Source organism: Streptomyces lasiicapitis (assembly GCF_014646335.1).
GTDB classification, from domain to species: Bacteria; Actinomycetota; Actinomycetes; order Streptomycetales; family Streptomycetaceae; genus Streptomyces; species Streptomyces lasiicapitis.
Map to the genome: position 1 here is coordinate 92,554 of NZ_BMNG01000008.1, position 24,873 is coordinate 117,426.

Here is a 24,873-nt window from a genome sequence, read left to right on the forward strand (position 1 = left end):
TCTTCGACTTCTACGTTGCAAAAGTAGAAGCCTGCGTGCCTCGAAGATCGATAGCGCACCTCCTGAACAAATCACTCAGGCCAATGAACGACAGGAGGTGGGTGCGGAGCTGCACCAGCCAGCTGGCCATCGGACATCCAGCCTCTACTGACTGCACCCTTGCTAGCAAGGGAGACTCTGCTGCCGCTCAGGACGCTTGCATCGCATGCCAACTTGTTAGGCCTAGCGCTTGGGTTAGCACTTGAAGCTAGTGGACTTAGCGATTGCATTGCTTATCCCGACACTCACTCTTGCTTACCGAATCGCTTGTATTGCTTATCCCGACACCCACTCTTGCTTACCGAATCGCTTGCATTGCATGCCTACTCCTTCGGCTTGAAGTCAGGACGCTCTCCTCACAAGCCGAGCTTCTCGTATGTGCGATCGATTGCCTTTCGTGTGCGTTCTCGACTGGAGGGCATCAGGTGTGCATACACACGGAGAGTCAGACCCGGGTCCGAGTGGCCGAGGTACTCGGCGAGGGCTTTGACGTTCTCCCCTGCGTCCAGGAGCACCGAAGCGTAGGAGTGGCGGAGGGCGTGCATGCCGTTCGTCCGGGACTCGGCGTACGGCTGTCCCCGCTCAGGCACCGGAATCACCCCGGCGGCAGCGAGCGCGGGCTTCCAGACGTTGTCGTTGAGCGTCGTCCGCCACACGTGCCCGCCACGCGGCCCCGTGAAGATCAGCCGCTTGGTCACCGCAGGCCCGTCCGCCACCTTCCACGGCAGGGTGATCTCGACCGGCGGGAACAGCTTCATGTGCGCCCGCAGGGCATCGGCGACCGGCCCAGGCAGAGGTACGTCCCGGAGCTTGCCACCCTTGGGCGGGGCGAAGACGGCCTTGCTCCGGCTCAGCTTGAGCTGCTGGACCACGTGGAGCGTGTCCGACTCGAAGTCGATCGCGTCGACGGCGACGCCAAGGATCTCCCCCTGGCGGAGCCCACATCCCCCGCCCAGGTCGACCATGGCTCGGTAGCGCTCGGTCATGGCCTTCCGCACGGCGAAGACCCGCTCCGGAGTCCACGGGACGACCCGCTTCACGTCCACCACGGGAGGCCGGACCGATCGGGCCGCGCACGGATTGCGGGGCAGATGCCCGTCGTCCACGGCCGCACTCAGGGCCGCGCGCACGTTGGAGTAGATCGTCCGCGCGTACGCCCCTCGAACGCCGTTCTCTTGGAGTTCCCGCACCCAGTCGCGGACGTGGGCGGGTTGGAAGGAACCCAGCGGGCGCGAGCCCAGGTACGGGAAGGCGTGCAGCCGGAGCTGCGACTCCATCGAGGCCTGGGTGTTCGGATCGGCTCCCTGCGTGGCCACCCAGCGCTCGGCGTACTGCTGGAAGGTGACCCGAGCCGCACGAGGGTCGATGTACTGCCCGCGCGCCATGTCCGCCTCGATGTGCGCCAGCCATTGCTCAGCGAGGCGCTTCTGCCGGTCGGGGAAGCTCTTCGCCTTCTCCGTACCGTCCGGCCCGACGTAGCGGGCGCGGTATCGCTGGCCCTTCCCGTAGCGCTCGGTCTTGACCTTCTGTGGCTTGCCGTCTGCGCCAGTCCCGGTCTTGTACCAGCGATCCTGTATGTGTCCGGCCATCAGGCAGCAGCCCCTTTGAGCTGGGACTCCACCCACGCCTGAACGTCGTCCGGGTCGAAGCGGAGATGCCGACCGACCCTGAAGCCACGGGGACCCGTGCGCTTCCGCCGCCACTGGTAGACCGTCTCGACGCTGGGCAGCTCGAACATCATCACCAAGTCGTCAGGGGTCAGGTATCGCGAAGGCAGAGCACGAGGCGTGGCAACCGCCTCGGCCACGACGTGACGGCTAGCCACGGGTCGGCTCTCCTTCCGTTCCGGCGGTGGTTCCGAGGGACTCGGCAAGCCAGGCCTCGGTGTCGGACAGGCCCGTTCCGGCGAAGACCCAGTGGGCGAGGACGTACGTGGTGGTGCCGGTCTCGGTGGGTGTGGCTTGGGCTCGGCGCCAGTCGGCGCGGGCCGTGCGGAGGGCGCCGAGGGTGGTCGAGTAGCGGCGGGACTTGGTGGAGAAGTGGCCGCGGAAGCCGAGCATGTGGGCCCAGGCGCGGAGGCGGAGGTGTTCGAGGTCTTTGCGGGCGCCGAGGGTCCAGGCGGTGCGGATCAGGCGACGGGCGTGGTCGCTGAGGTCGAGCTGGGCGAGTTCGGCGGCGAACTTCAGGGGCCGGTCGAGGGCGCCCGTGGCGGTCTCGGCGCCCTTGGTGGCGTACTTGGCGATGTACGAGGCCACGGCCCGCTCCGTCAGCTCCTGGCCGCCGTCGAAGTCGGCGGAGCGGATGGTGCGGACGTCGAGTTGGCGGCCGAAGGTGAGGGTGTGGGCGCAGCCGTCGAGGGTCGGGCCGTCGACTTGGGTCTTGGTGGTGGCGGTGCGGATGGCGTCGGTCAGGAGGTCGGCTGTCGCCCAGGGCGGGGGTGCGGTGTCTCCGCCGCCGGGGCCGTCGAGGCGGATCACGGCGTGGAAGTGGACCGCCCCGCGCTTCTGGTACTCGGCGACCTTGGCGAAGGACACCCGGGCGTGTTCACGGAGACGGCGTTGGCTCAGGCCCGCTCGCTTGGCGACCTCCCGGCGGAGGTGGATGGAGAAGCGGCGCCAGAGCTGTCCGGCGTGGGCGTTCCATAGGACGGCCGCTTCGTAGTCGTACGTGGTCGGGTCGAGTGGGGTGCCAAGGGCGGCGTCCTCCTGGCCGTGGTGGGTGCCGCAGCGGCAGGGGCGGCCGGAGGAGGGGCGGTTGTGGACCGGGCCGAAGCTCGGCGCGGTGAAGGTGGCGAAGACGCGGGGGTGCGCGGCGACCCGGTCCGGGATGCCCGTGCCGCCGCGCAGGCCGGAGGTGATCAGGTGGAAGGTGTCGCGCCGGTAGACCTCGGCGCAGGCCGGGCAGCGGGTCGTACGGCGGTTGTTGCAGCGGACGAGGAGCTGGCCCGCCGGGAGGTCGACGGAGTCGAGGTGGTGGAGGACCTTGCCTATCTCGCCGGTGCGGGTGTCGACGTCGTACTCCGTGCGGTGGCCGTCGAGGCGGATCGGGTGGGCGCAGCCGCCGAGGCCGGAGAGCTGGTTGAGGATGCCGGGCAGGGTGCCGTGGGCGGCCAGCTTGGCGAGTTCCGGGACTGGGGGCGGGGTGGTGGCGCGGGTGAAGATGGCTTCTCCTTCTGGCTGGCTGGAACGGTCAGGGGGGAAGGGCTCCCGGGGCGGCGGATGCTTGGCGGTATCGAGGCCGCCCCGGGAGACCGGCAGGCTCAGCGCTTGCGGTGGTCGTTTAGCAGGGAGCGCAGGACCACGGCCGCTATCGCGACGGAGACGGCCGCGATGGCCACGGCGGTCAGGAGCGCGGTGAGGACCACGCCGCCCGTGAGTGCGGCCACGACCGTGCCGGTGCTGATCGAGACGGCCGGGACGGTGGCGCGTCGGCGGGCGGGTGCCGGGTCGGTCGGAGCGTTCGGGGCGTGGTGGTGGGCGGGCGGCGGTGTGGGGTTGTCCGGGTACTTGGGCAGGAACACGGCGGTCCTTTCCTCATCTACTCGTCTAGGCATGTGAGGCGTTTGCGAAGCCGACGTTCGCCACGGCGGCGGCGGCCGGGGCCACGAAGGTGTGCGAGATCCAGAGGCCGAGGAGCGTGATCAGGACGGCGATCCAGGGGCGGGCGCCGATGACCTTGACCGCGCCCCAGGCCAGCAGGCCGAGGACGAGGACCCACGACAGGCTGACGGTCATGGAGTGCTCCTCTCAGAGGCCGGGGCAGCGGTGGGTGCGGGCGGCCAGTTCGGCGGCGGCGCGGCTGTCGTAGTCGGCGGAGAAGCCGCAGCGAGGGGCGGTGCAGGCGGCGGTGTGCTTCTCCCGGCCGCGGTGGTCGTAGGCGGTGCCGATCTGGACGGGTCCGATGCGGGCGACGTTGCGGAAACGGCGGTTGGCGGGCATGCGGGTCTCCTCTCAGAGCTGGGCGGCGATGGCGTCGGCCATGGGCGTGGGGACGCCGAGACGGGCGCGGAGGGTGGGGGTGTCGATGGCGGTTCCGGTGCGGGTGTGGTGGTCGGCGGCGAGCTTGCGGGCGTGGTCGAGCAGGGCGGCCGGGACGGATACGGCGGGAGGCTCGGTTCGCTCGGGTGCTTCGGGTGGCGAGGCCGGGGCGTCTACAACCGGCTCGTCCTCCTGGCGCGTTGGCTTCGGCGCCGAGTGAGCCAGCAGCGTCCCGCCCAGGAACGCCACCGCAGGCCAGCCCGCCACGAGGATGCGGAGCCAGGCGGGCACATGGCTCATGTCGAGGAGCCCCGCCGTGGCCACGTTCGCCCCGAGGGACGCGGCGAGCGCGATGACGAACCAGCACCACCCGGCCGCCCGCGCATGACCGGACCGCAGCCGACGCCAGGCGGCGACGAGCAGCAGGTCGACCGACACGGGGTAGGCCCACGCCTTCCACCCGTCCTGTCCGGCCGCCGAAGCGACGTCGTGCAGGTGGGCGAAGGACAGCGCGGCGGCGATGACGGCTTGCACGAGCACCGCGTCCACACGGGCCAGTTGGGCGCGCATGCGGTGGCTCCTTCCGGGGTCCGGAGGGCATGGAGGGGTAAAGGTCTGGCGGCGACGTAGAGCAGTCGCCCCAACCGGGCAAGGAACAGGCGGGATCAGGCAGCCACAGGCCGGAACGGCTTGAGCGCGGGCAGATCAGGCACCAGGTGCGCCGACTCCCGGCAGGTCTCGGCAGCCTCGCCGAGCGACAAGTACGGCGTACGAATGCGGGACCAGCCGCCGGACGTGTCCCCGGCGACGGCCAGGCCGGGCAGCTCGGGCGCGATGGCGCAGGCGGCGAGGACAGCTTCCGGGGCGATGTCTCCGAGGGCCATCTTCGCGGAGCCCTCATCGTTCACGCGGTGGCAGACCCGGCCGGTCAACTGGGCGCGGAGCATGGTCGCCCCCTTGCCCAACTCGGCGCCGAAGCGCTGGCCGCAGACCTCCAGGTAGATGCCGGCCGCGCGACCGAGCTGGGCGAGCCGGATGAGCTGGGTGACCATCTCGTCCCGGCGTTCTTCGTCCTTCTTCGAGGCGACGAGGAAGAGTTCCGCGACCTCGTCGACGAACAGCACGATGGGCGCAGGGCGGTCCCCGTCAGGCAGGCCCCAGATGTCGGAGGTGATGGTCTCGGCGAGGGTGTTCGGGGCGATGCCCTGCCGAGCCTTGATCAGGTCGTACCGGTCCTCCATCTCTCGTATCAGCACAGGCAGCAGCTCGGCGGCTTGCTCCGGATCGGTCGCGAGCGCCGACAACCGCGGAGCGAAAGGCGCCAGCTCCACGCCCCGCTTGCAGTCGATGCCCACCAGGGCGACAGGTTGCCGGGCGAGCCCGGTGACCAGGTGCCGCAGGTACATGGACTTGCCGGACAGCGTGGCGCCGAGGGTGAGTTGATGTGGAACGGCCCGGTAGTCGCGTACGAAGGGAGTGGCGTCCTCCCGCAGCGCCACCGGCACCTTGAGGAGCCCGCCAGCTATCCGGCGAGGCATCCGCACCCGCCGCAGTACGTCGAAGCCGACGAGCCGCAGCTCGACCACGCCGGGCTTGACCGTGGTGACGTACACGGCGTGAACTCCCCATGCGTGCCGCAGCCGTTCGGCGGAGGCGGCGACGTCGGCGGGTTCCTGGCCGGGAGCGAGCCGGATACGGAGGCGGAGGCCGGTCGTCGTAGGCCGTATGAGCCCTCGGCGTGGCGGCACCGCACGGACCTCTCCCCGCGTGGCCCGCGCGGCCAGCACCCGCAGCCGGGACGGCGTCACGGTCAGCCCGCATGCCTCCATGACCGAGCCGTACGTGCCGATCAACCGGGCGGCGGATAACGGCATGCCGACCGTGGACCAGTACACCCCGGGGTGTCGTGCCCGGGTGTAGGCGGCCCCACCGCCGATCGCGGCGACGGGACCACCCACCTCCAGGAGCGTCGTCAGGTCGGCCATCAGGCTGCGGCTCCGGCAGCGACCGGGAAGGCGGCGGGCGTCACGGCGGCGCAGCGGTAGGCGATGCCGTGACGCTGCTGGCCGTTGAAGACGTTCTCCCACGGCCGGGCGATGAGCCCCGGCAGCGAGACGGGCGAGCCGAGGACCAGCCCCTCCGCCACCCCACTCTCCGGGACGGTCACCTTGAACAGCGACGACTCTCCCTCCTCGATGTAGACGACGCCGATGGTCATCAGCGGCTCACCACTGACGGCGTCCACGGCCCGCTCGCCGGTCTGGCGGTCGCGGACCTTGGGCTCCGGGGCCTCAGTGAGCAGGATCGTGGCGCCCGAGGTCTGAACACGGATGGTGCGCAAGGCAGTTCCCCTATCTACTCGTCTATACAAGATGCGTCCGACGAACCCGAACTCTCGGGAACGCGAACCACCTTGGCACACAACTTGCCCACTCGTCTATACGAGTATGCCTGTTGGGATGTACGAGTCCGAGGAACGGCCTCGCGCCCCATCGCCCGTCAGTTCGCGGGGAGTTGGTAGGACAGGACGTACGCGTCCGCAGCCATCACGGTGTCGCAGACCTCCACGGCTCGCCCCTCTGCGTCATACGCGGTACGGATCAGGTGGATCACCGGCACGCCGGATGCGAGCCGCAGCGTCTTGACCTCGGCGGGCGAGGGCATGCGGGCGCGGATCTCTTCCTCGAAGTGGTCGAGGCGGTGGCCGAGTTCTTCGAGGCGGGCGTAGATACCGCCGGGACCGGGGTTGGGTTCGGCGATCTGCGTACCGCGTGCGATGTCGAGCGGGAGATACGAGGTCGCGAACTCGACGGGTCGTCCGTCCAGGAGGTACCGCCGCCGACGGGCGAGCACCTTGCGCGCCGAGCCGAGCCGGGTGGAGATGTCCTGACTGGCCTTCTCCTCCTTCACCTCCAGGCCGTCCACCTGGGGGTGGCTACCGGCCGCGTCGGCTTCGACGATGAACGCGGACTTGCCTTGATCGCGGTGGCGCCGGGCGAACCGGTCCGAGGCGAGGCGTCGCACCGGGGGCCGAGGGCGGACGAAGACGCCCTTGCCGTGCTCGGCGTGCACGAGTCCCTCCCCCTGGAGGATGGAGAAGGAGTTGCGGACCGTCATCCGGGAGACCCCGTAGTGGTCGACAAGCTCGGCTTCGGAGGGCAGCTTCTCGCCCTCCCTGAACCGCCCACGGTCGATGGCCTCGCGCAGCTGATCGGCGATCTGCCGGAAGACCGCACGATCGCTCGTGGGGTCGACCTCGCCGAGCGAGCCGGTAGGGAGTGAGGTCACGTGTACTCCTTTAGGTATCTAGACGAGTGGGCGAGTGCTGTTGCTACGGTGGAGAGCCTAGCCAGCCGAGAGGGCCGAGGAACGTGAGCACTGACCGCCCCCATTCCGTGAGCGTCGCCGGAGTCATCGTCGACGACGAGGGGCGGGCCCTGCTGATACAGCGCCGCGACAACGGCCAGTGGGAGCCTCCGGGCGGCGTCCTCGAACGCGAGGAAACCATCCCCGAAGCCCTCCAGCGCGAGGTCCTCGAAGAAACCGGCGTCAAGATCGCACTTCCCGCGACCCTGACCGGCGTCTACAAGAACATGACGGGCTTGATCGTCTCCCTGGTCTTCCGTTGCGAAGCCGCGGACGGCACGCCCACCACCGGCGAGGAGACCCGCGCCCTGCGCTGGGCCACCCGCGAAGAGGTCACCCAACTCGCCGACGAGGCGTACGCGATCCGCGTCCTGGACGCGCTCGACGCGACGGCTCCACCGGCCATCCGCGCCCACGACGGCGTGAAACTCGTATAGCCCGAACCCGCTGCACATGGCGGCCTAGCAGCACAAAGGAACTTGTATGCACGAGTATACGAGCACCGCCCGGGTCTGGGGACTCACTTGCCCAGGTCTCCCCGAAGAGGTCAGCCGAGCCCGCCGCTGGACCCGCGACATCCTGGGTTCCTCGCCTCTCGCGGAGGACGCCGAACTCATCGCGAGCGAGCTGAGCGCCAACGCGATCCTGCACACGGCCAGCGGCCGGCCCACGGGCAGCTTTCACCTGGCTCTGGCGGTGTCGTCCCAGGTCATCGCCCTGTCGGTCACGGACGGAGGGGGCTCGGGCGGGGCCGCTCCGAAGGTCGAGCACCCGGACGAGGAGGCGGTGCACGGCAGAGGCCTGGGCATGGTCAGCGCGCTGGCCCACCGGGTGGTGGTGCGGAACAGCGACGGCGCCCACACGGTGACGGCGGAGCTGTTCACTTCGCCACGGCCGGGGCCAGGGGGCCACCCATGCTGAGCGACGGCCTGGCCCGCGGATTCTGGTGCGAGTGCTGGGCGGAGGACCTCATGGCTCCGGGCCGACCGACGGTGACGACATCCTTCGGCGCGTACTCCGCGACCCAGGCGGACGGCTGGCTCCCCACGGCGCTCCGAGCCATCACGGCGGAACTGAACCCCGTGGCCCCCAAGGAGACTTGGGACTGGCTCTACGAGAGCCGTATCGACACCCGCAGAGCTCTCCTGCGCTCGGAGCCGTGCATGGTGTCGGTGACCTACGCCAGCACGCGCATCACGTGGACGGTGCACCCGGTGCTCTTCCTGCCCCTCGCGGACCACCAGGAGCACATGGAACTCCAGCCGTGCACACACGACTTGAAGCCCGACGCGACCGACTGAGTTACAACTTTCTCTACTGATTCAAGGCGGCTCGCTCCGCTCCCCGCGCGCGGCCCGGCCCGCGGCCGGGCCTGCGCTCCTGTCTCCGCCCCGCTCCAGCCCGGCCGCGGACCGTGCCGCGCGCTAAGCGATCAGCCGCCTGAAGTCAGAGAAGGGGTACGTCGTGGCTGGGGCGGTCGGCTCCACGGCTTTAGGCAGCCACTTTGGCGCGAGCCTCGAAGATCATGGCCCCAACGTCGTGCTTTAGCGGGCAGGTCCACGGACTGCCCGACGCGCCGGAAGCTTACGGGGCCATGATCACTCGCACCAAAGCAGCTCCAGCCCAAAGCCGCTCCACCGACCTTGGTTGTGCACCCACTGCGTTGCGCCAGTGTGAAGAACTTGTGCATAACGTTGCGTGATCGTTGGTAGCGTCCCGGGCATGGCATCCGATTTCGGTACTGACTTAAGGAAGCTGCTCGCCCAGCTGAGCGGCTTCCCCATTGGTGACAAGGACTACGTCTCCTACTTCGTCAACGACAGCGGGGAGCGATTGATCTTCGTTCAGAAGTGGGGCGAAGGAGCAGCCACGCTGCTTCACTCGGACCTTGATTGGGAGCCGAAGCCGGTCAAGGGCTTCACGACCACGATGGCTGACACCGCGACTCCCGCTCAGAGGAAGACTCTGGAGACCGTGAGCGTTGGCGGCGGGTTGTTGAACACGCCCATGTGCGGGGACGTCATCCTCGGCAGGGACGAGGCGAAGTGGATGGACGCCTGCTACTCGGCCAGCGAACCTCTACGGGATGTCAGCTAGCTTGCTGGGCCGTCCCTGGGCCGTCCGAGGCCGCTCGGCAATGCTCAACACCAGCCGACAACGACCACCCTGCCGCGTTGGCGTAAGGCCCTGGCCAGGAGGATCCCAGCTCGCCAAGATCCCCGACAAGACCCAGGGCAAGAAGAAGTAACAGCCCACCCGTACAGAAGAAGGGGCTCCACGCGCGCGTGGAGCCCCTTCTTCTGTGTGCGATTCCGGACGCGCGGGGGCGCGTGGGAGGGGGCGGACGGCGGGCGGCGGCGCGGGGTGAACGAACGCGCGCGCGTGCGCCGTTGACGCGCCCCGCTGCCCCGGGCGTGCAATGGAGGGGCAGGCAGTACGTCTTCGTAGTACGCCTTCGAGGAGGAGACACATGGCCGAGTCCCCCAAGACCGACACCTGTGCCGACGGTTGTCAGTGCGGTCCTGGCTGTAGCTGTGGCTGCCAGTCCGGCGGCCCGTGCCAGTGCGGCGGCGGTTGCGGCTGACGCCCAGCGCAGCCGACGCTCAGCGCAGGAGAAGTTCCGGCGCGATCAGGAGAAGTTTTCAGCGGAGTACGAAGGGGTGGGCGCGCACGCCTCGGCGCCCACCCCGCGTGCAAGTCCGGGCACACGCCCGCGGCGCACCGGCGGCGCACGCCGGACCGTGAACCCCGCGCCCCGCCGGCAGGCGCTACGCGCCCTCGACCGGTGCCGCCCCCGGCTGGATCTCGTCCGCGTGCTCGCCCGTCACCAGGTACACGACGCGCTTGGCCACGGACACCGCGTGGTCCGCGAAGCGCTCGTAGTAGCGGCCGAGGAGGGTCACGTCCACGGCCGTCTCGATGCCGTGCTTCCAGCGGTCGTCCATCAGGTGCTGGAAGAGTGTGCGGTGCAGCAGGTCCATCTCGTCGTCGTCCTGCTCCAGCTGGAGCGCCAGGTCGACGTCCTTGGTGATGATGACCTCCGCCGCCTTCGCCATCAGGCGCTGCGCGAGCTGGCCCATCTCCAGGATCGTCGCGTGCAGGTCGCGCGGCACCGCCGTGTCCGGGAAGCGCAGCCGGGCCAGCTTGGCCACGTGCTGGGCCAGGTCGCCGGAGCGCTCCAGGTCGGCACTCATCCGCAGCGAGGTCACGACGATCCGCAGATCCGTCGCGACCGGCTGCTGCCGCGCCAGCAGGGCTATCGCTCGTGCCTCCAGCTCGTGCTGGAGATCGTCGACCTTCTGGTCGGCGGCGATCACGCTCTCGGCCAGCTTGAGGTCGGCGTCGAGCATGGCCGTGGTGGCGCGCCCGATCGCCGACCCGACAAGGCGGGCCATCTCGACCAGGCCCTCGCCGATCGAGTCAAGTTCCTCGTGGTACGCGTCACGCATGTGGCTGTCCCTCTCTCGTACGTCACAGGGGGTCACCCCTACGCTCCCACGGTGTGGGGCCGACGCGTCCGTTTAAGTCATCTCAAATGAATCGCCCCTGTCGTCAAGGTGAACTATGGGCGACAGAGTCCGTTCCCGCGCCCGATGCGCCAGACTGCACACCGGGTCCCATCAGGTGACCCCCGACCCGCACCCGGAAGGCGTGCCCGACACCGGAATATCGGGGTCCACCGGGCCGTCCCGCCGAAATGAACCACTGCCGTCCCCACAGTGAACTCTGGGCGACGAGTGTTCGAGTGGCCACCCGGATGGCTGTGGCCGGTGCTCCGACCGCGCATAACCTGGAGGCATGGACGTGAACGCGGCGGTCGCCGCAGCGGCAGCGATCGCCGGGGTGTGCACCGGCGTCATCGCCATGCTGGCGTTTCGCTGGAGCGAGCGCGACCAGAAGAGGCCCACCAGGACATCCCTGCACACGGACCCGGTCCTGCCCCCCGGCGTCGACACGGTGCTCTCCGTGCTGCGCTCCTCCGCCGTCGTCCTGGACGAGGCGGACAGCGTGGTCAAGGCGAGCTCCGCGGCGTACGCCCTCGGACTGGTGCGCGGTGGCAAGCTCGCCGTCGAGCCGATGCTGCAGATGGCGAGGGACACCCGGCGCGACGGCGAGATACGCCAGGTCGAGCTGGACCTGCCGCGCCGGGGCACGGGCCGCGGCGACGCGCTCGCGGTCTCCGCGCGGGTGGCGCCGCTCGGCTCCCGGCTCGTCCTGCTGCTCGTGGAGGACCTCACGGAGGCCCGCCGCATCGAGGCCGTCCGCCGCGACTTCGTGGCGAACGTCAGCCACGAGCTCAAGACGCCGGTCGGAGCGCTCTCGCTGCTCTCCGAAGCCGTCATGGACGCCGCCGACGACCCCGAGGCCGTGGAACGCTTCGCGGGCCGGATGCAGAACGAGGCGACCCGCCTGACCAACCTCGTGCAGGAGCTCATCGACCTCTCCCGGGTGCAGAACGACGACCCGCTGGAGGACGCCGAGCCGGTCCGCGTGGACGAGCTGGTGGGCGAGGCCATCGACCGCTGCCGTCACCAGGCCGGCACCAAGCAGATCACCATGGCCGCCGGAGGCACCGCCGACCTGCGGGTCTGGGGCAACCGTGGCCAGCTCGCCGCGGCGCTCGGCAATCTCGTCGAGAACGCCGTCAACTACTCACCGGCCCGCACCCGGGTCGGGATAGCCGCTCGCCGGGTCAGCGCGCCCGGCGGGGACCTCATCGAGGTCGCGGTCACCGACCAGGGCATCGGCATCTCCGACAAGGACAAGGAACGCATCTTCGAGCGCTTCTACCGCGTCGACCCGGCCCGCTCCCGGGCCACCGGCGGCACCGGCCTCGGCCTTGCCATCGTCAAGCACGTGGCCGCCTCGCACGGCGGGGAGGTCACCGTGTGGAGCTCGGAGGGACAGGGCTCCACCTTCACCCTGCGGCTGCCCGAGGCGGCCGCGACCCGCGAGCGCAGGGTCGGCACCGGCCCGGCCGCGCACGACGCGCACCAGGGCGCAAGGCCCGACGACACAACCGCATACGAACCCATTCCTGCCGCCCCGGAGGTCCTTCCGTGACCCGAGTGCTCGTCGTCGAGGACGAGGAATCCTTCAGCGACGCCCTGTCGTACATGCTCCGCAAGGAGGGCTTCGAGGTCGCCATCGCGGCCACCGGCCCGGACGGACTCGACGAATTCGAGCGCAATGGCGCCGACCTCGTCCTGCTCGACCTGATGCTGCCGGGCCTGCCCGGCACGGAGGTCTGCCGCCAGCTCCGCAGCCGCTCGAACGTGCCGGTGATCATGGTCACCGCCAAGGACAGCGAGATCGACAAGGTCGTCGGCCTGGAAATAGGAGCCGACGACTATGTGACCAAGCCCTTCTCGTCCCGCGAGCTGGTGGCCCGCATCCGCGCGGTGCTGCGCCGCCGCGGCGAGCCCGAGGAGGTCGCCCCGCAGGCCCTGGAGGCAGGGCCGGTCCGGATGGACGTCGACCGGCACGTGGTCACGGTCTCCGGCTCCAAGGTCGACCTGCCCCTGAAGGAGTTCGACCTCCTGGAGATGCTGCTGCGCAACGCGGGCCGCGTACTGACCCGCATGCAGCTCATCGACCGCGTCTGGGGCGCCGACTACGTGGGCGACACCAAGACCCTGGACGTCCACGTCAAGCGCCTGCGCGCCAAGATCGAGCCCGACCCGGGGGCCCCGCGCTACCTGGTGACGGTCCGCGGCCTGGGCTACAAGTTCGAGCCGTAGCCGAGCCCGCGCGCGTGCGCCCCGAGGGCGGCCACGCGCGCGTTCGCGCAGTACGCAACGCAAAGGGCGGGAACCTCAGGAGGTTCCCGCCCTTCGCGCTGTCTACGTAGGACGCGCGCTGTCTACGTACGACGCGTGCTGTGCACGTCAGTGCTGCGTGCCGCCACCGGTCGTGGACCCGTCGGCGGGCGGCGTGGCACCCGCGCCCTGAGCGCCGTCCTGAGCACCCTCGCCGCCCTCGGCGCCTTCCGCACCCTCAGCGCCGCCCGCGGGCGTGCCCGACGGATCGGTGGAGGGCGAGCCCGAGGGCTTCCCGGACGGCTTGCCCGAGGCGCCTTCCGACGGCTTGCCCGACGGCTTGGCGTCCGGCGCCTTCGGAACCTCGCTCGGGCCCCACGACTTGAAGTAGGCCTCGGCCGGCACGACGAAGCTCTTCAGCTTCACGTCACCGGTCTTGCTGAACGCGAACGTGACCGGCTGCGCGTTGCCGTCCTTGACGGACTCGCGGCTGCTCGGCAGGACAGCAGAGGCGTTGTCCTTGCCGCCGATGACGACGGAGCCGCCGGCCGGGATCGTCAGACCGCCGGCCTTGCCCTTCTTCTCGCCCTTGGCGGGGCTCAGCGCGGCCGTCTTGCCCGTGCCGTCGACCTTGACCGAGTCGAGGGTCTGGGCGGTGTCGCCGTTGTTGAAGATCGTCGCGGCGATCACGGCGGGGCCGGTCGACTCGCGGTCGGGCTGCGTGATGATCATGGCGTTCTGGATCTTGATGTCGCCGACGGCGGTCGCCGCGTTGTCCGGCTTGATCTCGTTCGTCTGGGCGTTGTTTCCGGCACCGCAGGCGGTGAGCGTGCCGAGCGAGAACGCGAGGGCGGTGGCGGCGATGGCGCCGCGTCGAAGGCTGCGGCTCACGGCGGCGGCAACTCCTAGAACGTGGGCGGAAACGGAAGGTCGGGCGGCCGGTCGACCGCCCTAAGGGTGTGTCAGCGGGCTTAGGTTACCGAGCCGTTCCCGTGCCGCCGCACCCGACCCGCCCCTGTGGACACCCGACCCGCCCTCGCAGCCCGCGCGCTTCCCCGGCCCCACGCGTTCCGGCCGCTCCATTGGCCTGAAGTTCGCCGTTGGTTCCCTCATTTCCCATAACCGCCGCCGATGGCGGGTGGGTGATTTTTCGCGGGTAATGCGGGGCGGCACCGGAAATTGATCAGGGCAGCGCTTCCGATGTGCCCGGCGCCCGCGCTTCTTGATCAATTCCGGGATTCGCCGAGTCGTCTCGCGAGCGGCGTCAGGAGTCGTCTCGTACGCGGCACCAGTCACCGAACGGAGTAGCGGAAGTTCACCTACGGGAACCCGGCAAACCGGGACGTTCGTCCCCTTGGGGTGCCCTCGCGGGGTCTGTAACGTGGGCGTTTCGCCCCCGTCGAACAGTGGCTCCCACCTGCGAATACCCCCTTCCGCAGCCCTCGCGCAGCACGTTCCTGTTGCTGTTGTCAAGCCCCGAGATATGCCCTGACCTGCGAAAACGCCATTCAGAAGACGCCGTATCCGTGTTACCCTGGATAGCCACGGAAGGGGTACCTGTCACATGACGTTCAAGGTTGGCGACACCGTGGTCTATCCCCATCACGGGGCCGCGCTGATCGAGGCCATCGAAACTCGCCAGATCAAAGGCGTGGACAAGACCTACTTGGTGCTGAAGGTCGCCCAGGGCGACTTGACGGTGCGTGTGCCAGCGGACAATGCGGAGTTCGTCGGTGTGCGTGATGTGGTCGGTCAGGACGGCCTTGACCGGGTCTTCGAAGTGCTGCGCGCGCCGTATGCGGAAGAGCCCACGAACTGGTCGCGCCGTTACAAGGCAAATCTCGAGAAGCTCGCCTCCGGTGATGTCATCAAGGTCGCGGAAGTTGTCCGTGACCTGTGGCGTCGGGAGCGCGAGCGCGGACTGTCCGCCGGTGAGAAGCGCATGCTCGCCAAGGCCCGCCAGATCCTGGTGAGCGAGCTGGCCCTCGCGGAGAACACGAACGAGGACAAGGCCGAGGCCCTGCTTGACGAGGTCCTCGCGTCCTGAATTCCTGATCGACGCAGCGCAGCGCCACCTGTGGCGTGCGTCCCGGGACGATGAATACTGCCGCGGTGCCCGCCGACTCCTGAATGGTGTTGCCGGGCACTGCGGCATGTTCATACCCCCAGACCTGCTCCTGGAGGCATGGCTCCCGCGCCGGGGCGTGTTCCCGCCCCGGAGTCCCGCTCGGTCCTGCCGCGGAGGCGTGGCCGTACCCCGGTCTTCATCGCCGGTTCGTGTGTACGGAAAGATCCCCCGGTACGTTGGCGTGCCGGGCTCGGGCAGCAGGCTCGACCGGATGTCACGGAAGGGTTCCGGTCAAGGCGTCGCGCCCGGCACGCTGTGGCCATACCCATGTCGGCCGAGCACACAAACCTGAACGGAACCGATGTCTGACGCATCTACCGCGGCGGACGGGCCCCAGGCCCCCCGCCCCCGCACGGCAGCCGTGATCCCCGCCGCCGGACGTGGTGTACGGCTCGGCCCGGGCGCCCCCAAGGCGCTGCGCGCGCTGAACGGCACGCCGATGCTGATTCATGCCGTGCGCGCCATGGCCGCCTCCCGCGCCGTCTCCCTCGTCGTGGTCGTGGCACCGCCGGACGGCGCCGCCGAGGTCAAGACCCTGCTCGCCGACCATGCCCTGCCCGAGCGCACCGACTTCCTCGTCGTGCCCGGCGGCGCGACCCGCCAGGAATCCGTGAAGCTCGGCCTTGACGCCCTGCCGGCCGGGATCGACATCGTGCTCGTGCACGACGCGGCCCGCCCCCTGGTCCCCGTCGACACCGTCGACGGCGTCATCGAGGCCGTCCGCGACGGGGCGCCCGCCGTGGTCCCCGCGCTGCCGGTCGCCGACACCGTCAAGGAGGTCGAGCCCGCCGCCCCCGGCGAGCCCGAGCCCGTCGTCGCCACGCCCGAGCGCGCCCGGCTGCGCGCCGTACAGACCCCGCAGGGCTTCGACCGCGCGACGCTCCTTCGCGCGCACGAGGCCGTCGTCGTGGGCGAGGGCGCCACGGACTGCGCGGGGCTCGTGGAGCGGCTCGGTGAGCCGGTCGTGCTCGTGCCGGGCCACGAGGAGGCGTTCAAGGTGACCCGGCCGCTGGACCTCGTCCTGGCCGAGGCCGTGCTCGCGCGCAGGAGGGCCAACGATGGCTTCTGAACCGCAGGCGCCGCAGCAGCCCCAGTTCCCGTATCCGCTGCCGCAGGTCGGCATCGGCACCGACATCCACGCCTTCGAAGAGGGCCGCGAGCTGTGGTGCGCCGGCCTGAAGTGGGAAGGGGAGGGCCCCGGCCTCGCCGGGCACTCCGACGCGGACGTCGTCGCGCACGCCGCGTGCAACGCCCTGTTCTCCGCCGCGGGCCTCGGCGACCTCGGCGCCCACTTCGGGACCGGGCGCCCCGAGTGGGCCGGTGCCTCCGGGCTCGCGCTGCTCACCGAGGCCGCGCGGATCGTGCGGGACGCGGGGTTCACGATCGGCAACGTGGCCGTGCAGGTCGTCGGCCCCCGGCCCAAGATCGGCAAGCGGCGCGAGGAGGCCCAGAAGGTGCTCTCCGAGGCCGCCGGCGCACCGGTCACCGTGTCCGGGGCGACCACCGACGGGCTCGGCTTCCCCGGCCGCGGCGACGGGCTCGCGGCCGTGGCGACGGCGCTGGTGGTGCGCGCTCCCTAAGCCTCCTGGGACGTTCGCGCCCCCTGAGCCTCCTGGGCCGTTCGCGCCCCACGCGCTTCCGTGCCCCTAGGCGCCCGGCGGCCCGGCCCCCGGAGGCGCGTGGAGATCCCCGGCGGTTCACCGGCGGTGCAGGAAGATCGGGTACGCGTGCACAAAGGCGCCCAACCCCGACACCTCTCCCAAGGAGACACCGTGGCCGCAGCACTCTCCGACGACCTCAAGGCCCGCCTGGACACCCCGGTCTTCGTCACCGTCGCCACCATCCAGCCCGACGGCAGCCCCCAGCTCTCACCGGTCTGGGTGAAGCGCGACGGCGACGACGTCATCTTCTCCACCACCCTGGACCGCCGGAAGGAGAAGAACCTGCGCCGCGACCCCCGCGTGACGGTGCTCCTCCAGCCCTTCGACGCCCCGTACACGTACGCGGAGATCCGCGGCACCGCCCAGATCGCCACCGAGGGCGGTCAGGAACTCATCGACGAGCTGGCGCTGAAGTACACCGGCCTGCGGTACGCGGAGTTCAACCCCAGCTCCGCCCAGGACAGCCCGCGCGTCGTCGTCCGGGTCACGCCCCGCAAGGTCGTCGGCAGGATCTGAGGGGCCCGCGCGGGACAGCCGTTCATCACAGTTGTGTGCCCTGTCGCCCTTGGGGGCGCGGGGCACTGTCCCACGGCCACTACCCTGGAGTGGTGACGATTCGCCTGTACGACACCAGCGCCCGGCAGATCCGAGACTTCAGCCCCCTCGTCGAAGGCTGTGTCTCGATCTACCTGTGCGGCGCCACGGTGCAGGCGGCCCCGCACATCGGACACATCCGCTCGGGCCTCAACTTCGACATCATGCGCCGCTGGTTCGCGCACCGCGGCTACGACGTGACGTTCATCCGCAACGTCACGGACATCGACGACAAGATCATCAAGAAGTCGGCGGAGCAGGGCCGCCCCTGGTGGTCCATCGGGTACGAGAACGAGCGCGCCTTCAACAGCGGTTACGACGTCCTCGGCTGCCTGCCGCCCACCTACGAGCCGCGCGCCACCGGCCACATCACCGAGATGATCGAGATGATGCGCGGCCTGATCGAGCGCGGCCACGCGTACGAGGCCGACGGCAGCGTCTACTTCGACGTGCGGTCCTTCCCCGGATACCTGGAGCTCTCCAACCAGGACCTGGACGACCTGCGCCAGCCCCCCGAGGAGGGCATCACCGGCAAGCGCGACCCGCGCGACTTCGCCATGTGGAAGGCGACGAAGCCGGGCGAGCCCGACTGGGAGACGCCCTGGGGCCGCGGCCGTCCCGGCTGGCACCTGGAGTGCTCGGCCATGGCCCACAAGTACCTGGGCGAAGAGTTCGACATCCACGGCGGCGGCATCGACCTGATCTTCCCGCACCACGAGAACGAGATCGCCCAGGCCAAGGCCTTCGGCGACACCTTCGCGCGGTACTGGGTGCACAACGGCTGGGTCACCATGAGCGGCGAGAAGATGTCGAAGTCGCTCGGCAACTCGGTGCTCGTCTCCGAGATGGTCAAGCAGTGGCGCCCCATCGTCCTGCGCTACTACCTGGGCACCCCGCACTACCGATCCATGATCGAGTACAGCGAGGAGGCCCTGCGCGAGGCCGAGTCCGCGTTCGCGCGCATCGAGGGCTTCGTGCAGCGCGTGGTGGAGAAGGCGGGGGGCGTGGTCGAGCCCGCCGCCGAGGTGCCGCCCGCGTTCGCCGACGCGATGGACGACGACCTGGGCGTCCCGCAGGCGCTCGCGATCGTCCACACCACGGTCCGCCAGGGCAACTCCGCGCTCGCCGCCGACGACAAGGAAGCCGCGATCGCCCGCCTCGCCGAGGTGCGCGCCATGCTCGGCGTCCTCGGCCTCGACCCGCTCGACCCGCACTGGGCGGGCGGCGACGGCGACAGCGGTGAAGACCTGCACGGCGTGGTCGACACCCTCGTACGCCTCGTACTGGAACAGCGCGAGGCCGCCCGCGGCCGCAAGGACTGGGCCACCGCCGACGCCATCCGCGACCAGCTGAGCCAGTCGGGCCTCGTCATCGAGGACAGCCCGAGCGGACCCCGCTGGACGCTCGGTCCGCGCTAGCGCGGACCGCACGCTGATGTGCCGCCCGGGGACTCGGGCGGCACACTGCATATACGACGACTTCAGATGCGTACGCGCGAGCAGGCAGCGCGGGTGCGCAAACGCTTCACACAGACAGGTAGGTCATGGCCGCTAACAACCGCCGCATGTCCGGCAAGAAGGGCGCGCAGGTCGGCAGCGGCGGAAAGCGACGCCGGGCCCTCGAGGGCAAGGGGCCCACGCCGCCCGCCGAGATGCGCAAGGGGCACGTCAAGCAGCGCGCCGCCAACGCCAAGTCGAAGCGCGCCGCCGGACGGCAGGCGCCCCCGCGCGGCCGCGGCGGCAAGTCTTCGTCCGAGCTGGTCGTCGGCCGCAACCCGGTCTACGAGGCGCTGCGCGAGGGCGTGCCCGCGACGACGCTCTACGTCCAGCAGTTCATCGACAACGACGAGCGGGTCCGCGAGGCGCTGCAGCTCGCCACCGAGCGCGGCGACATCCACCTGATGGAGGCCCCGCGCGCCGAGCTGGACCGCATGACCAACGGCCTCAACCACCAGGGCCTGGTGCTCCAGGTCCCGCCGTACGAGTACGCGCACCCCGAGGACCTGGCCGCGGCCGCCGCCGACCAGGGCGAGGACCCGCTCATCGTCGCCCTCGACGGCGTGACCGACCCGCGCAACCTCGGTGCGGTCGTCCGCTCCGTCTCCGCCTTCGGCGGGCACGGCGTCGTGGTGCCGGAGCGCCGGGCGGCCGGCATGACGGCCGGGGCGTGGAAGACGTCCGCGGGCGCCGCAGCGCGCACGCCGGTCGCGCGCGCCACCAACCTCACCCGCGCGCTGGAGGCGTACAAGAAGGCGGGCATCGCCATCGTCGGCCTCGCCGCCGACGGAGACCGCGAGATCGGCGACCTCAAGGCCCTGGAGGGCCCCGTCGTCATCGTCGTCGGCAGCGAGGGCAAGGGACTGTCCCGACTCGTCGGCGAGACCTGCGACTTCCGGGTCCGCATCCCGATGCCCGGCGGCGCGGAGTCGCTCAACGCCGGTGTCGCCGCGGGCGTCGTGCTGTACGAGGCGGCGCGCCGCCGCGCCTGACATCCGCGTCACGTGGTGCCGGGCATGCCCTTCGGGGGTGCCCGGCACCCGTCCGGCCAGGGGTGCTTGACGGGGTCCGGACATTTGGCGTGGGTCAAGGCAGTGTCCAAACCACACATCACTCGGTTAGATGAGTGTGGACACCAGAACACCCCGCACACCCACGGGGGGCAGCTCGTCAGGGTTCGACGACACTCCCGCGCTGAGCATGGTGAAGGTGCCCTGCGACCCGGCGCAGGTCATCGTCAATCACGCGAGCTTCCGCGTGCAGCTCCCCACCGCCGGGCGGACCCAATCGTCGCGTATCGCACGCCACTTGAGCGCCGGGGACGACACGGTGCGCATCCCCGCCGTCGGCGGCGCACCGGCGCGCAGGCGCGCGCCCGTCGTGTGGAGCGGCAAGTCCGCGCCGGGCGACCTGGACGCGAGCGGGCTGCTGCAGGCCGCGCGTGCCAGCGGAATGCGCCGTTCGGCCGAAGGTGTGGGCCAAGGCGGTGACGCGCACGCCGTGCGAGGCGGCCGCGACTCCTTCGACGACGGCGGTTCCACCCAGGTCATCCCGCGCGTCGACCTCGACGATCCGTACGGCGACCCGGCCGAGACCGCCGCGTTCACCCCGCCCCGCGACCTCGCCGAGACCGAGGCCTTCACCCCGCCCCGCGACCCCGGCGACGGCACCCGGCTGCTCCCGCAGATGCGCCTGCCGGGCAGCGCCGACGACGAGCACCACGCGGCCGCCACGGCGTACGACGACCCGGACAAGTACGACGAGTACGACGACGGCGACGAGGCCACCGGCCGCCGCGGCGGGACGGCCGCGGGCCAGCGGCACGCCTACTTCCCCGGCCGCCGCATGAACCTGGGCGTCGTACTGCTCCCGCTGCGCGTCTTCCTCGGCTTCATCTCCATCTACGCCGGCATGGGCAAGCTCTGCGACCCCGTCTACTTCGACGGCGGCGAGCGCGGCTCCATGGTCAAGTGGCTGAACTCGCTGCACCCGTGGGCGCTCGCCGAGCCGCTGCGGGACTGGGCGCTCCAGCACCCCGTGGGCGCAGGCCTCGTCATCGCCTTCCTCCAGGTCATCGTCGGCGTGCTGACCGTGCTCGGCCTGTGGCAGCGCCTCGCTGCGTCCTTCGGGGTGCTGCTCTCGGCGGCGCTCCTGGTCACCGTGAGCTGGAAGACCGTCCCGGCCTACGACGCGCCCGACATCATCTATCTGGCCGCCTGGTCCCCGCTGATCATCGCGGGCGCGCCGGTCTACTCGGTCGACGGCCGCCTCGCGGGCGAGGCCTGGCGCACGCTCGGGCCGCGCGTCGAGCTGTGGCAGCTGCGCCGCCGGGTGCTGCGCCGCGGCGCGCTCATCGGCACCGTCGTCGTCGGCCTCACGCTGCTCGTCGGCTCGCTGCTCGGCGGCGCCGTGCGGGACGCGGACCGCGTCACCGTGCCAGGACCCGGCGAGGCGCCGCGCAACAACCTGCCAGGATCGCCGCTGCCGGAGAACTCCGACGGCGACCGCGAGCTGCGCCGCGACCGGCAGAGCCCGTCGGCGTCCTCCGGCGGCGCGCCCACGCAAGGGAGTTCGGCCAGCCCCACGCGGGGCGGCGAGGGCACCCCGGGCGCGGCCCCCGAGACCGGCGGCACCGGCGAGGGCCGGCCGAGCGCCACCCAGGGCACCGGCGGCCAGGCGCCGTCCTCGCAGCAGCAGGCGCCCACCCAGGAACAGCCGCCCGCGGCCAGCAGCGGCCCGGCCGCGAGCACCGGCGGCACCGGCGGCGGGAGCACCACCGGCGGTGGCGGCACCACTGGCGGCTCCGGCGGCAGCACCGGCGGTGGCGGCACCACCGGCGGCGGCGACCGGCCGGGCGGCCTGCTCGGCGGCGTCCTCGGCTGAGGCCGCGTGTCGCGTACGTCGCCTACGTACGTACGTCTCTTCTGTACGCGGATGGGGCCCCGCACACGTGATGTGTGCGGGGCCCCATCCGCGTACGTGGAAATCTCTACCGAAGAGGTCGCGGTCAGCGGCCCTGGGCCGCAAGTTCCTTGGCCGCTTCGGTGAGGTCCTTGGCGGTGTCGATGGCGCGCCAGTACGCGCCCTGCGGCAGCGGGAAGCCGGCCAGGCGCTTCTCGCGGGCCAGGCGCGGGAACGTGGTGCGCTCGTGGTCGCCGATGTCGGGCAGCAGGGCGGTGAAGGCCGCGGAGAAGACGTACACGCCCGCGTTGATGAGGTACGGCGACGGCGGTGCCTCGATGAAGTCCGTGATGTGGCCGAAGGCGTCCGTCTCCACGACGCCCCACGGGATGCGGGGGCGGGCGAGGGCCAGCGTGGCGGTGGCGTCGCGCTCGGCGTGGAAGGCGGCCATGTCGCGCAGCGAGAAGTGGGTCCAGATGTCGCCGTTGGTCGCGTACCAGGGCTGGTCGGCGTGCGGCAGGTGGGCGGCGGCGTACTTGAGGCCGCCGCCGCGGCCGAGCGGCTCCGTCTCCACGACGGTGGTGACCTTCAGCGGCAGGTCCGCGGACTCCAGCCAGTCCTGGAGCACCTCGGCGAGGTGGCCGCAGGAGACGACGGCGTCCGTGACGCCCTCGGCGGCGAGCCAGGCGAGCTGGTGACCGATGATCGGAGTCCCCGTGCCGGGGATCTCGACCATCGGCTTGGGCCGGTCGTCGGTGTACGGGCGAAGGCGTGAGCCCTGGCCGCCGGCCAGGACGACGGCCTGCGTGGGCCGTACGGGGTGGTGGGCACCGGTGGTCATGACGGCACCCTACGCGGCGGGGCGGGCGGGTTTCCGCGCAGGACCGGCCCCTGCCGGGCCCCTACTGGCCCTTGTCGGGGCCGGGGGGGCTCTGGGCGGGCCTGGGCGGTCCTTATGGGCCCCTGCCGGGTCTCTGCCGGGTCTCTCGGTCCCTGCCGGTCCTGTTCCGCGTGTGGCCGCCCCGGGGGTGGGTGGCGGCCACACCAGGTTCAGCCGTTCTGGTGGGCGGCCACGCCCGTGGCGAAGGCCGTGTCGCAGACCGGGCGCGAGTAGGACTGGGCGCGGGTCGGGCCGTACTTGCGGACGGCGGCGCGGCCGAGGGCGCGGGCGATGGACACGCAGTGCTTGGCGAGCGACGGGTGCCGGTCGACCTCCTGCTGGAGCTGCGTGAGGGCGACGCCCGGGTCCTTCTCCTGGAGCTCGAGGAGCAGCCGGTCGCGCAGGACGTCCTGCGGGGCGCGGGACTTGGCCGGTGCGGACAGGTCGCCCGCGGACGCGGTCAGGACCGAATCCGAGGCGTTTCCGGACCAGTTGACCCGGGTGACCGCGAGCGTGCCGGACAGCACCAGGACGACGGGCAGGACGAGGGCGAGCGTGCGCCCGATGCGGCGGCCGGGGCCGCGGTGGCCCCGGCGCGACTTCTGGGTGTGGTTGGCGGAGTGCGTCACGCGAGTGAGAGTAGCGCTAGGTGATGATTTGGCGACATTTAGTCACCCGGTCGGGTGACCAGGAAAGTTGTTTGGCTGTTTGCACGTTGACGTACGCGGATCGAAATGACCGATGTGCCGGGGTATTTGTCGACACGGTCGTGGGAGGGGTGAGCCGTGTCCCGCGTTCTTGGCGTACGGCCAAGGGCCCCGCACCGGAGTGCGGGGCCCTTGGCCGTAGGAAAAGTGGTCTCCGGGGATCCGGTCTCCGGAGATCAGTCGCTGAGGCGCTCGCCCGTCGACGTCGAGAAGACGTGGATCTCGCCCGGGCGCGGCACGACGTGGAGCTGGGCGCCCTTGTCCGGGACCTGGCGGCCGTTCACGCGGACCACGAGGTCCCGCTGCTCGCCGCCGACCTCGGCGGTGCCGTAGACGTAGCCGTCGGCGCCGAGCTCCTCGACGACGTTCACGGAGACGGCGAGGCCCGCCGGGGCGTCCTCGGACTCCTTGGAGAGGGTCTTCGCGGCGGCGCCGTTCGTCTCGACGATGTCGAAGTGCTCCGGCCGGACGCCGACCGTGACGGTGCGGTCGCCCTTGTCGGCGGCGGCGGACAGCGCCTCGCGGTTCACCGGCACCACCGAGTTGCCGAACTTCACGCCGCCGTCGGTGATCGGGACCTCGACGAGGTTCATGGCGGGGGAGCCGATGAACCCGGCGACGAAGAGGTTGTTCGGCCGGTCGTACATGTTGCGCGGCGAGTCGACCTGCTGGAGCAGGCCGTCCTTCAGTACGGCGACCCGGTCGCCCATCGTCATGGCCTCGACCTGGTCATGGGTGACGTACACCGTCGTGATGCCGAGACGGCGCTGGAGGCTCGCGATCTGCGTACGCGTCGACACACGGAGCTTGGCGTCGAGGTTGGACAGCGGCTCGTCCATGAGGAAGACCTGCGGCTCACGGACGATGGCGCGGCCCATGGCCACACGCTGGCGCTGGCCGCCGGAGAGGGCCTTGGGCTTGCGGTCCAGGTACTCGGTGAGGTCGAGGATCTTCGCGGCCTCTTCGACCTTCTGCCGGATGATGTCCTTGCCGACGCCCGCGATCTTGAGCGCGAAGCCCATGTTGGCGGCGACGGACATGTGCGGGTAGAGCGCGTAGTTCTGGAACACCATGGCGATGTCCCGGTCCTTGGGCGGCAGGTGCGTGACGTCGCGCTCGCCGATGCGGATGGCGCCGGCGTTCACGTCCTCCAGGCCCGCGAGCATGCGCAGGGACGTGGACTTGCCGCAGCCGGACGGGCCGACCAGGACGAGGAATTCGCCGTCCTCGATCTCGATCTCGAGAGAGTCGACGGCGGGCTTGGTGGAACCCGGGTAGATCCGGGTCGCCTTGTCGAACGAAACAGTGGCCATGGTGAGGGCCCCCTTCACCGGCAGGAACGTGCCGGACGATCCGAGTAAAGGA

General features: G+C 70.7%; 28 protein-coding genes. 13 read left to right on the forward strand and 15 right to left on the reverse strand.

The features are described 5' to 3' along the window. Nucleotides 1-395: 395 nt before the first annotated feature. The 10 genes from IEY91_RS18830 to IEY91_RS18875 form a co-directional block, all read right to left on the reverse strand. Nucleotides 396-1,628 (reverse strand): tyrosine-type recombinase/integrase, encoded by a 1,233-nt coding sequence (locus IEY91_RS18830; RefSeq protein WP_189174895.1) that lies wholly within the window; start codon nucleotides 1,626-1,628, stop codon nucleotides 396-398. Then, complete coding sequence (locus tag IEY91_RS18835) at nucleotides 1,628-1,864, reverse strand: helix-turn-helix transcriptional regulator (RefSeq protein ID WP_189174896.1); 237 nt, start codon at nucleotides 1,862-1,864, stop codon at nucleotides 1,628-1,630. The genes IEY91_RS18830 and IEY91_RS18835 overlap by 1 nt, the downstream gene beginning before the upstream one ends. Beyond that, nucleotides 1,857-3,134: a replication initiator gene (locus IEY91_RS18840; protein WP_373287984.1), complete on the reverse strand. Its 1,278-nt coding sequence runs from the start codon at nucleotides 3,132-3,134 to the stop codon at nucleotides 1,857-1,859. The genes IEY91_RS18835 and IEY91_RS18840 overlap by 8 nt, the downstream gene beginning before the upstream one ends. Before the next feature lie 164 nt (nucleotides 3,135-3,298). Continuing rightward, entirely contained in the window at nucleotides 3,299-3,559 is a 261-nt protein-coding gene (locus IEY91_RS18845; RefSeq protein ID WP_189174897.1) for a SpdD protein, read from the reverse strand. Between the two features lie 25 nt (nucleotides 3,560-3,584). Then, nucleotides 3,585-3,773, reverse strand: a complete 189-nt coding sequence (locus tag IEY91_RS18850) for a hypothetical protein (RefSeq protein ID WP_189174898.1) — start codon at nucleotides 3,771-3,773, stop codon at nucleotides 3,585-3,587. A gap of 12 nt (nucleotides 3,774-3,785) precedes the next feature. Continuing rightward, nucleotides 3,786-3,977 (reverse strand): mobile element transfer protein, encoded by a 192-nt coding sequence (locus tag IEY91_RS18855; RefSeq protein ID WP_125263547.1) that lies wholly within the window; start codon nucleotides 3,975-3,977, stop codon nucleotides 3,786-3,788. A 12-nt stretch (nucleotides 3,978-3,989) separates the two neighbouring features. Further along, entirely contained in the window at nucleotides 3,990-4,586 is a 597-nt protein-coding gene (locus IEY91_RS18860) for a DUF2637 domain-containing protein (RefSeq protein WP_189174899.1), read from the reverse strand. A gap of 95 nt (nucleotides 4,587-4,681) precedes the next feature. Further along, on the reverse strand, nucleotides 4,682-6,001 hold the full coding sequence (locus IEY91_RS18865; protein ID WP_189174900.1) for an FtsK/SpoIIIE domain-containing protein: 1,320 nt from the start codon (nucleotides 5,999-6,001) through the stop codon (nucleotides 4,682-4,684). Further along, nucleotides 6,001-6,357 carry an SCO3933 family regulatory protein gene (locus tag IEY91_RS18870; RefSeq protein WP_189174901.1) on the reverse strand — a complete coding sequence of 119 codons (357 nt, stop codon included), beginning with the start codon at nucleotides 6,355-6,357 and terminating at the stop codon, nucleotides 6,001-6,003. Before IEY91_RS18870 ends, IEY91_RS18865 begins: the two co-directional genes overlap by 1 nt. A 158-nt stretch (nucleotides 6,358-6,515) precedes the next feature. Further along, on the reverse strand, nucleotides 6,516-7,304 hold the full coding sequence (locus IEY91_RS18875) for a GntR family transcriptional regulator (protein WP_189174902.1): 789 nt from the start codon (nucleotides 7,302-7,304) through the stop codon (nucleotides 6,516-6,518). Between the two features lie 107 nt (nucleotides 7,305-7,411). Between IEY91_RS18875 and IEY91_RS18880 the strand changes: the two genes are divergently transcribed. The 4 genes from IEY91_RS18880 (at nucleotide 7,412) to IEY91_RS18895 (ending at nucleotide 9,479) form a co-directional block, all read left to right on the forward strand. Next, complete coding sequence (locus tag IEY91_RS18880; protein ID WP_189175102.1) at nucleotides 7,412-7,819, forward strand: NUDIX hydrolase; 408 nt, start codon at nucleotides 7,412-7,414, stop codon at nucleotides 7,817-7,819. A gap of 46 nt (nucleotides 7,820-7,865) precedes the next feature. After that, a complete protein-coding gene (locus IEY91_RS18885) occupies nucleotides 7,866-8,303 on the forward strand; it encodes an ATP-binding protein (RefSeq protein ID WP_189174903.1) in 438 nt (145 codons plus the stop codon). Further along, nucleotides 8,297-8,683 (forward strand): hypothetical protein, encoded by a 387-nt coding sequence (locus tag IEY91_RS18890; RefSeq protein ID WP_189174904.1) that lies wholly within the window; start codon nucleotides 8,297-8,299, stop codon nucleotides 8,681-8,683. Before IEY91_RS18885 ends, IEY91_RS18890 begins: the two co-directional genes overlap by 7 nt. A gap of 421 nt (nucleotides 8,684-9,104) precedes the next feature. Beyond that, the gene (locus IEY91_RS18895) at nucleotides 9,105-9,479 is read left to right on the forward strand and encodes a hypothetical protein (RefSeq protein ID WP_189174905.1); all 375 of its coding nucleotides are present in this window, start codon (nucleotides 9,105-9,107) and stop codon (nucleotides 9,477-9,479) included. Nucleotides 9,480-10,150: 671 nt separating this feature from the next. On the opposite strand, the gene phoU is transcribed toward IEY91_RS18895, so the two are convergent. Further along, nucleotides 10,151-10,831, reverse strand: coding sequence for a phosphate signaling complex protein PhoU (gene phoU, locus IEY91_RS18900; RefSeq protein WP_164323510.1), 681 nt, complete (start codon nucleotides 10,829-10,831; stop codon nucleotides 10,151-10,153). Nucleotides 10,832-11,180: 349 nt separating this feature from the next. Here phoU and phoR point away from each other — a divergent pair, with 349 nt between their 5' ends. Then, nucleotides 11,181-12,446 (forward strand): two-component system sensor histidine kinase PhoR, encoded by a 1,266-nt coding sequence (gene phoR, locus IEY91_RS18905; protein ID WP_164323512.1) that lies wholly within the window; start codon nucleotides 11,181-11,183, stop codon nucleotides 12,444-12,446. Continuing rightward, a complete protein-coding gene (phoP, locus tag IEY91_RS18910; RefSeq protein ID WP_030362171.1) occupies nucleotides 12,443-13,123 on the forward strand; it encodes a two-component system response regulator PhoP in 681 nt (226 codons plus the stop codon). The genes phoR and phoP overlap by 4 nt, the downstream gene beginning before the upstream one ends. A 147-nt stretch (nucleotides 13,124-13,270) precedes the next feature. Here phoP and IEY91_RS18915 read toward each other — a convergent pair whose 3' ends face one another. After that, nucleotides 13,271-14,032: a copper chaperone PCu(A)C domain-containing protein gene (locus IEY91_RS18915; RefSeq protein WP_189174906.1), complete on the reverse strand. Its 762-nt coding sequence runs from the start codon at nucleotides 14,030-14,032 to the stop codon at nucleotides 13,271-13,273. 673 nt (nucleotides 14,033-14,705) lie between these two features. Between IEY91_RS18915 and IEY91_RS18920 the strand changes: the two genes are divergently transcribed. The 7 genes from IEY91_RS18920 to IEY91_RS18950 all read left to right on the forward strand — a co-directional run bounded on the left by IEY91_RS18920 (nucleotide 14,706) and on the right by IEY91_RS18950 (nucleotide 21,903). Further along, the gene (locus tag IEY91_RS18920; protein ID WP_003953493.1) at nucleotides 14,706-15,188 is read left to right on the forward strand and encodes a CarD family transcriptional regulator; all 483 of its coding nucleotides are present in this window, start codon (nucleotides 14,706-14,708) and stop codon (nucleotides 15,186-15,188) included. 382 nt (nucleotides 15,189-15,570) lie between these two features. Further along, entirely contained in the window at nucleotides 15,571-16,338 is a 768-nt protein-coding gene (gene ispD / locus IEY91_RS18925; RefSeq protein WP_164323518.1) for a 2-C-methyl-D-erythritol 4-phosphate cytidylyltransferase, read from the forward strand. Next, nucleotides 16,328-16,849, forward strand: coding sequence for a 2-C-methyl-D-erythritol 2,4-cyclodiphosphate synthase (gene ispF / locus IEY91_RS18930; RefSeq protein ID WP_189174907.1), 522 nt, complete (start codon nucleotides 16,328-16,330; stop codon nucleotides 16,847-16,849). The genes ispD and ispF overlap by 11 nt, the downstream gene beginning before the upstream one ends. Before the next feature lie 192 nt (nucleotides 16,850-17,041). After that, on the forward strand, nucleotides 17,042-17,446 hold the full coding sequence (locus IEY91_RS18935) for a PPOX class F420-dependent oxidoreductase (protein ID WP_164323522.1): 405 nt from the start codon (nucleotides 17,042-17,044) through the stop codon (nucleotides 17,444-17,446). Between the two features lie 92 nt (nucleotides 17,447-17,538). Then, complete coding sequence (gene cysS / locus IEY91_RS18940; protein WP_164323524.1) at nucleotides 17,539-18,942, forward strand: cysteine--tRNA ligase; 1,404 nt, start codon at nucleotides 17,539-17,541, stop codon at nucleotides 18,940-18,942. A 125-nt stretch (nucleotides 18,943-19,067) separates the two neighbouring features. Continuing rightward, nucleotides 19,068-20,012: a 23S rRNA (guanosine(2251)-2'-O)-methyltransferase RlmB gene (gene rlmB / locus IEY91_RS18945; protein WP_189174908.1), complete on the forward strand. Its 945-nt coding sequence runs from the start codon at nucleotides 19,068-19,070 to the stop codon at nucleotides 20,010-20,012. Nucleotides 20,013-20,142: 130 nt separating this feature from the next. Then, nucleotides 20,143-21,903, forward strand: a complete 1,761-nt coding sequence (locus IEY91_RS18950; protein WP_229697075.1) for a DoxX family protein — start codon at nucleotides 20,143-20,145, stop codon at nucleotides 21,901-21,903. Between the two features lie 124 nt (nucleotides 21,904-22,027). Here IEY91_RS18950 and IEY91_RS18955 read toward each other — a convergent pair whose 3' ends face one another. From IEY91_RS18955 to IEY91_RS18965, 3 genes are all read right to left on the reverse strand, one after another. After that, the gene (locus tag IEY91_RS18955; protein ID WP_164323529.1) at nucleotides 22,028-22,762 is read right to left on the reverse strand and encodes a nucleotidyltransferase family protein; all 735 of its coding nucleotides are present in this window, start codon (nucleotides 22,760-22,762) and stop codon (nucleotides 22,028-22,030) included. A 209-nt stretch (nucleotides 22,763-22,971) separates the two neighbouring features. Continuing rightward, complete coding sequence (locus IEY91_RS18960) at nucleotides 22,972-23,430, reverse strand: hypothetical protein (protein WP_164323531.1); 459 nt, start codon at nucleotides 23,428-23,430, stop codon at nucleotides 22,972-22,974. A 254-nt stretch (nucleotides 23,431-23,684) separates the two neighbouring features. Beyond that, nucleotides 23,685-24,821 (reverse strand): ABC transporter ATP-binding protein, encoded by a 1,137-nt coding sequence (locus IEY91_RS18965; protein WP_189174909.1) that lies wholly within the window; start codon nucleotides 24,819-24,821, stop codon nucleotides 23,685-23,687. Nucleotides 24,822-24,873 lie beyond the last annotated feature (52 nt).

Coding starts and splice junctions, on each gene's coding strand:
- IEY91_RS18830 (WP_189174895.1), bottom strand. CDS start 1,628: ATGGCCGGACACATACAGGATCGCTGGTACAAGACCGGGACTGGCGCA.
- IEY91_RS18850 (WP_189174898.1), bottom strand. CDS start 3,773: ATGACCGTCAGCCTGTCGTGGGTCCTCGTCCTCGGCCTGCTGGCCTGG.
- IEY91_RS18855 (WP_125263547.1), bottom strand. CDS start 3,977: ATGCCCGCCAACCGCCGTTTCCGCAACGTCGCCCGCATCGGACCCGTC.
- IEY91_RS18860 (WP_189174899.1), bottom strand. CDS start 4,586: ATGCGCGCCCAACTGGCCCGTGTGGACGCGGTGCTCGTGCAAGCCGTC.
- IEY91_RS18865 (WP_189174900.1), bottom strand. CDS start 6,001: ATGGCCGACCTGACGACGCTCCTGGAGGTGGGTGGTCCCGTCGCCGCG.
- IEY91_RS18885 (WP_189174903.1), top strand. CDS start 7,866: ATGCACGAGTATACGAGCACCGCCCGGGTCTGGGGACTCACTTGCCCA.
- IEY91_RS18890 (WP_189174904.1), top strand. CDS start 8,297: ATGCTGAGCGACGGCCTGGCCCGCGGATTCTGGTGCGAGTGCTGGGCG.
- IEY91_RS18895 (WP_189174905.1), top strand. CDS start 9,105: ATGGCATCCGATTTCGGTACTGACTTAAGGAAGCTGCTCGCCCAGCTG.
- phoU (WP_164323510.1), bottom strand. CDS start 10,831: ATGCGTGACGCGTACCACGAGGAACTTGACTCGATCGGCGAGGGCCTG.
- phoR (WP_164323512.1), top strand. CDS start 11,181: ATGGACGTGAACGCGGCGGTCGCCGCAGCGGCAGCGATCGCCGGGGTG.
- IEY91_RS18920 (WP_003953493.1), top strand. CDS start 14,706: ATGACGTTCAAGGTTGGCGACACCGTGGTCTATCCCCATCACGGGGCC.
- ispD (WP_164323518.1), top strand. CDS start 15,571: ATGTCTGACGCATCTACCGCGGCGGACGGGCCCCAGGCCCCCCGCCCC.
- ispF (WP_189174907.1), top strand. CDS start 16,328: ATGGCTTCTGAACCGCAGGCGCCGCAGCAGCCCCAGTTCCCGTATCCG.
- rlmB (WP_189174908.1), top strand. CDS start 19,068: ATGGCCGCTAACAACCGCCGCATGTCCGGCAAGAAGGGCGCGCAGGTC.
- IEY91_RS18950 (WP_229697075.1), top strand. CDS start 20,143: ATGAGTGTGGACACCAGAACACCCCGCACACCCACGGGGGGCAGCTCG.
- IEY91_RS18955 (WP_164323529.1), bottom strand. CDS start 22,762: ATGACCACCGGTGCCCACCACCCCGTACGGCCCACGCAGGCCGTCGTC.
- IEY91_RS18965 (WP_189174909.1), bottom strand. CDS start 24,821: ATGGCCACTGTTTCGTTCGACAAGGCGACCCGGATCTACCCGGGTTCC.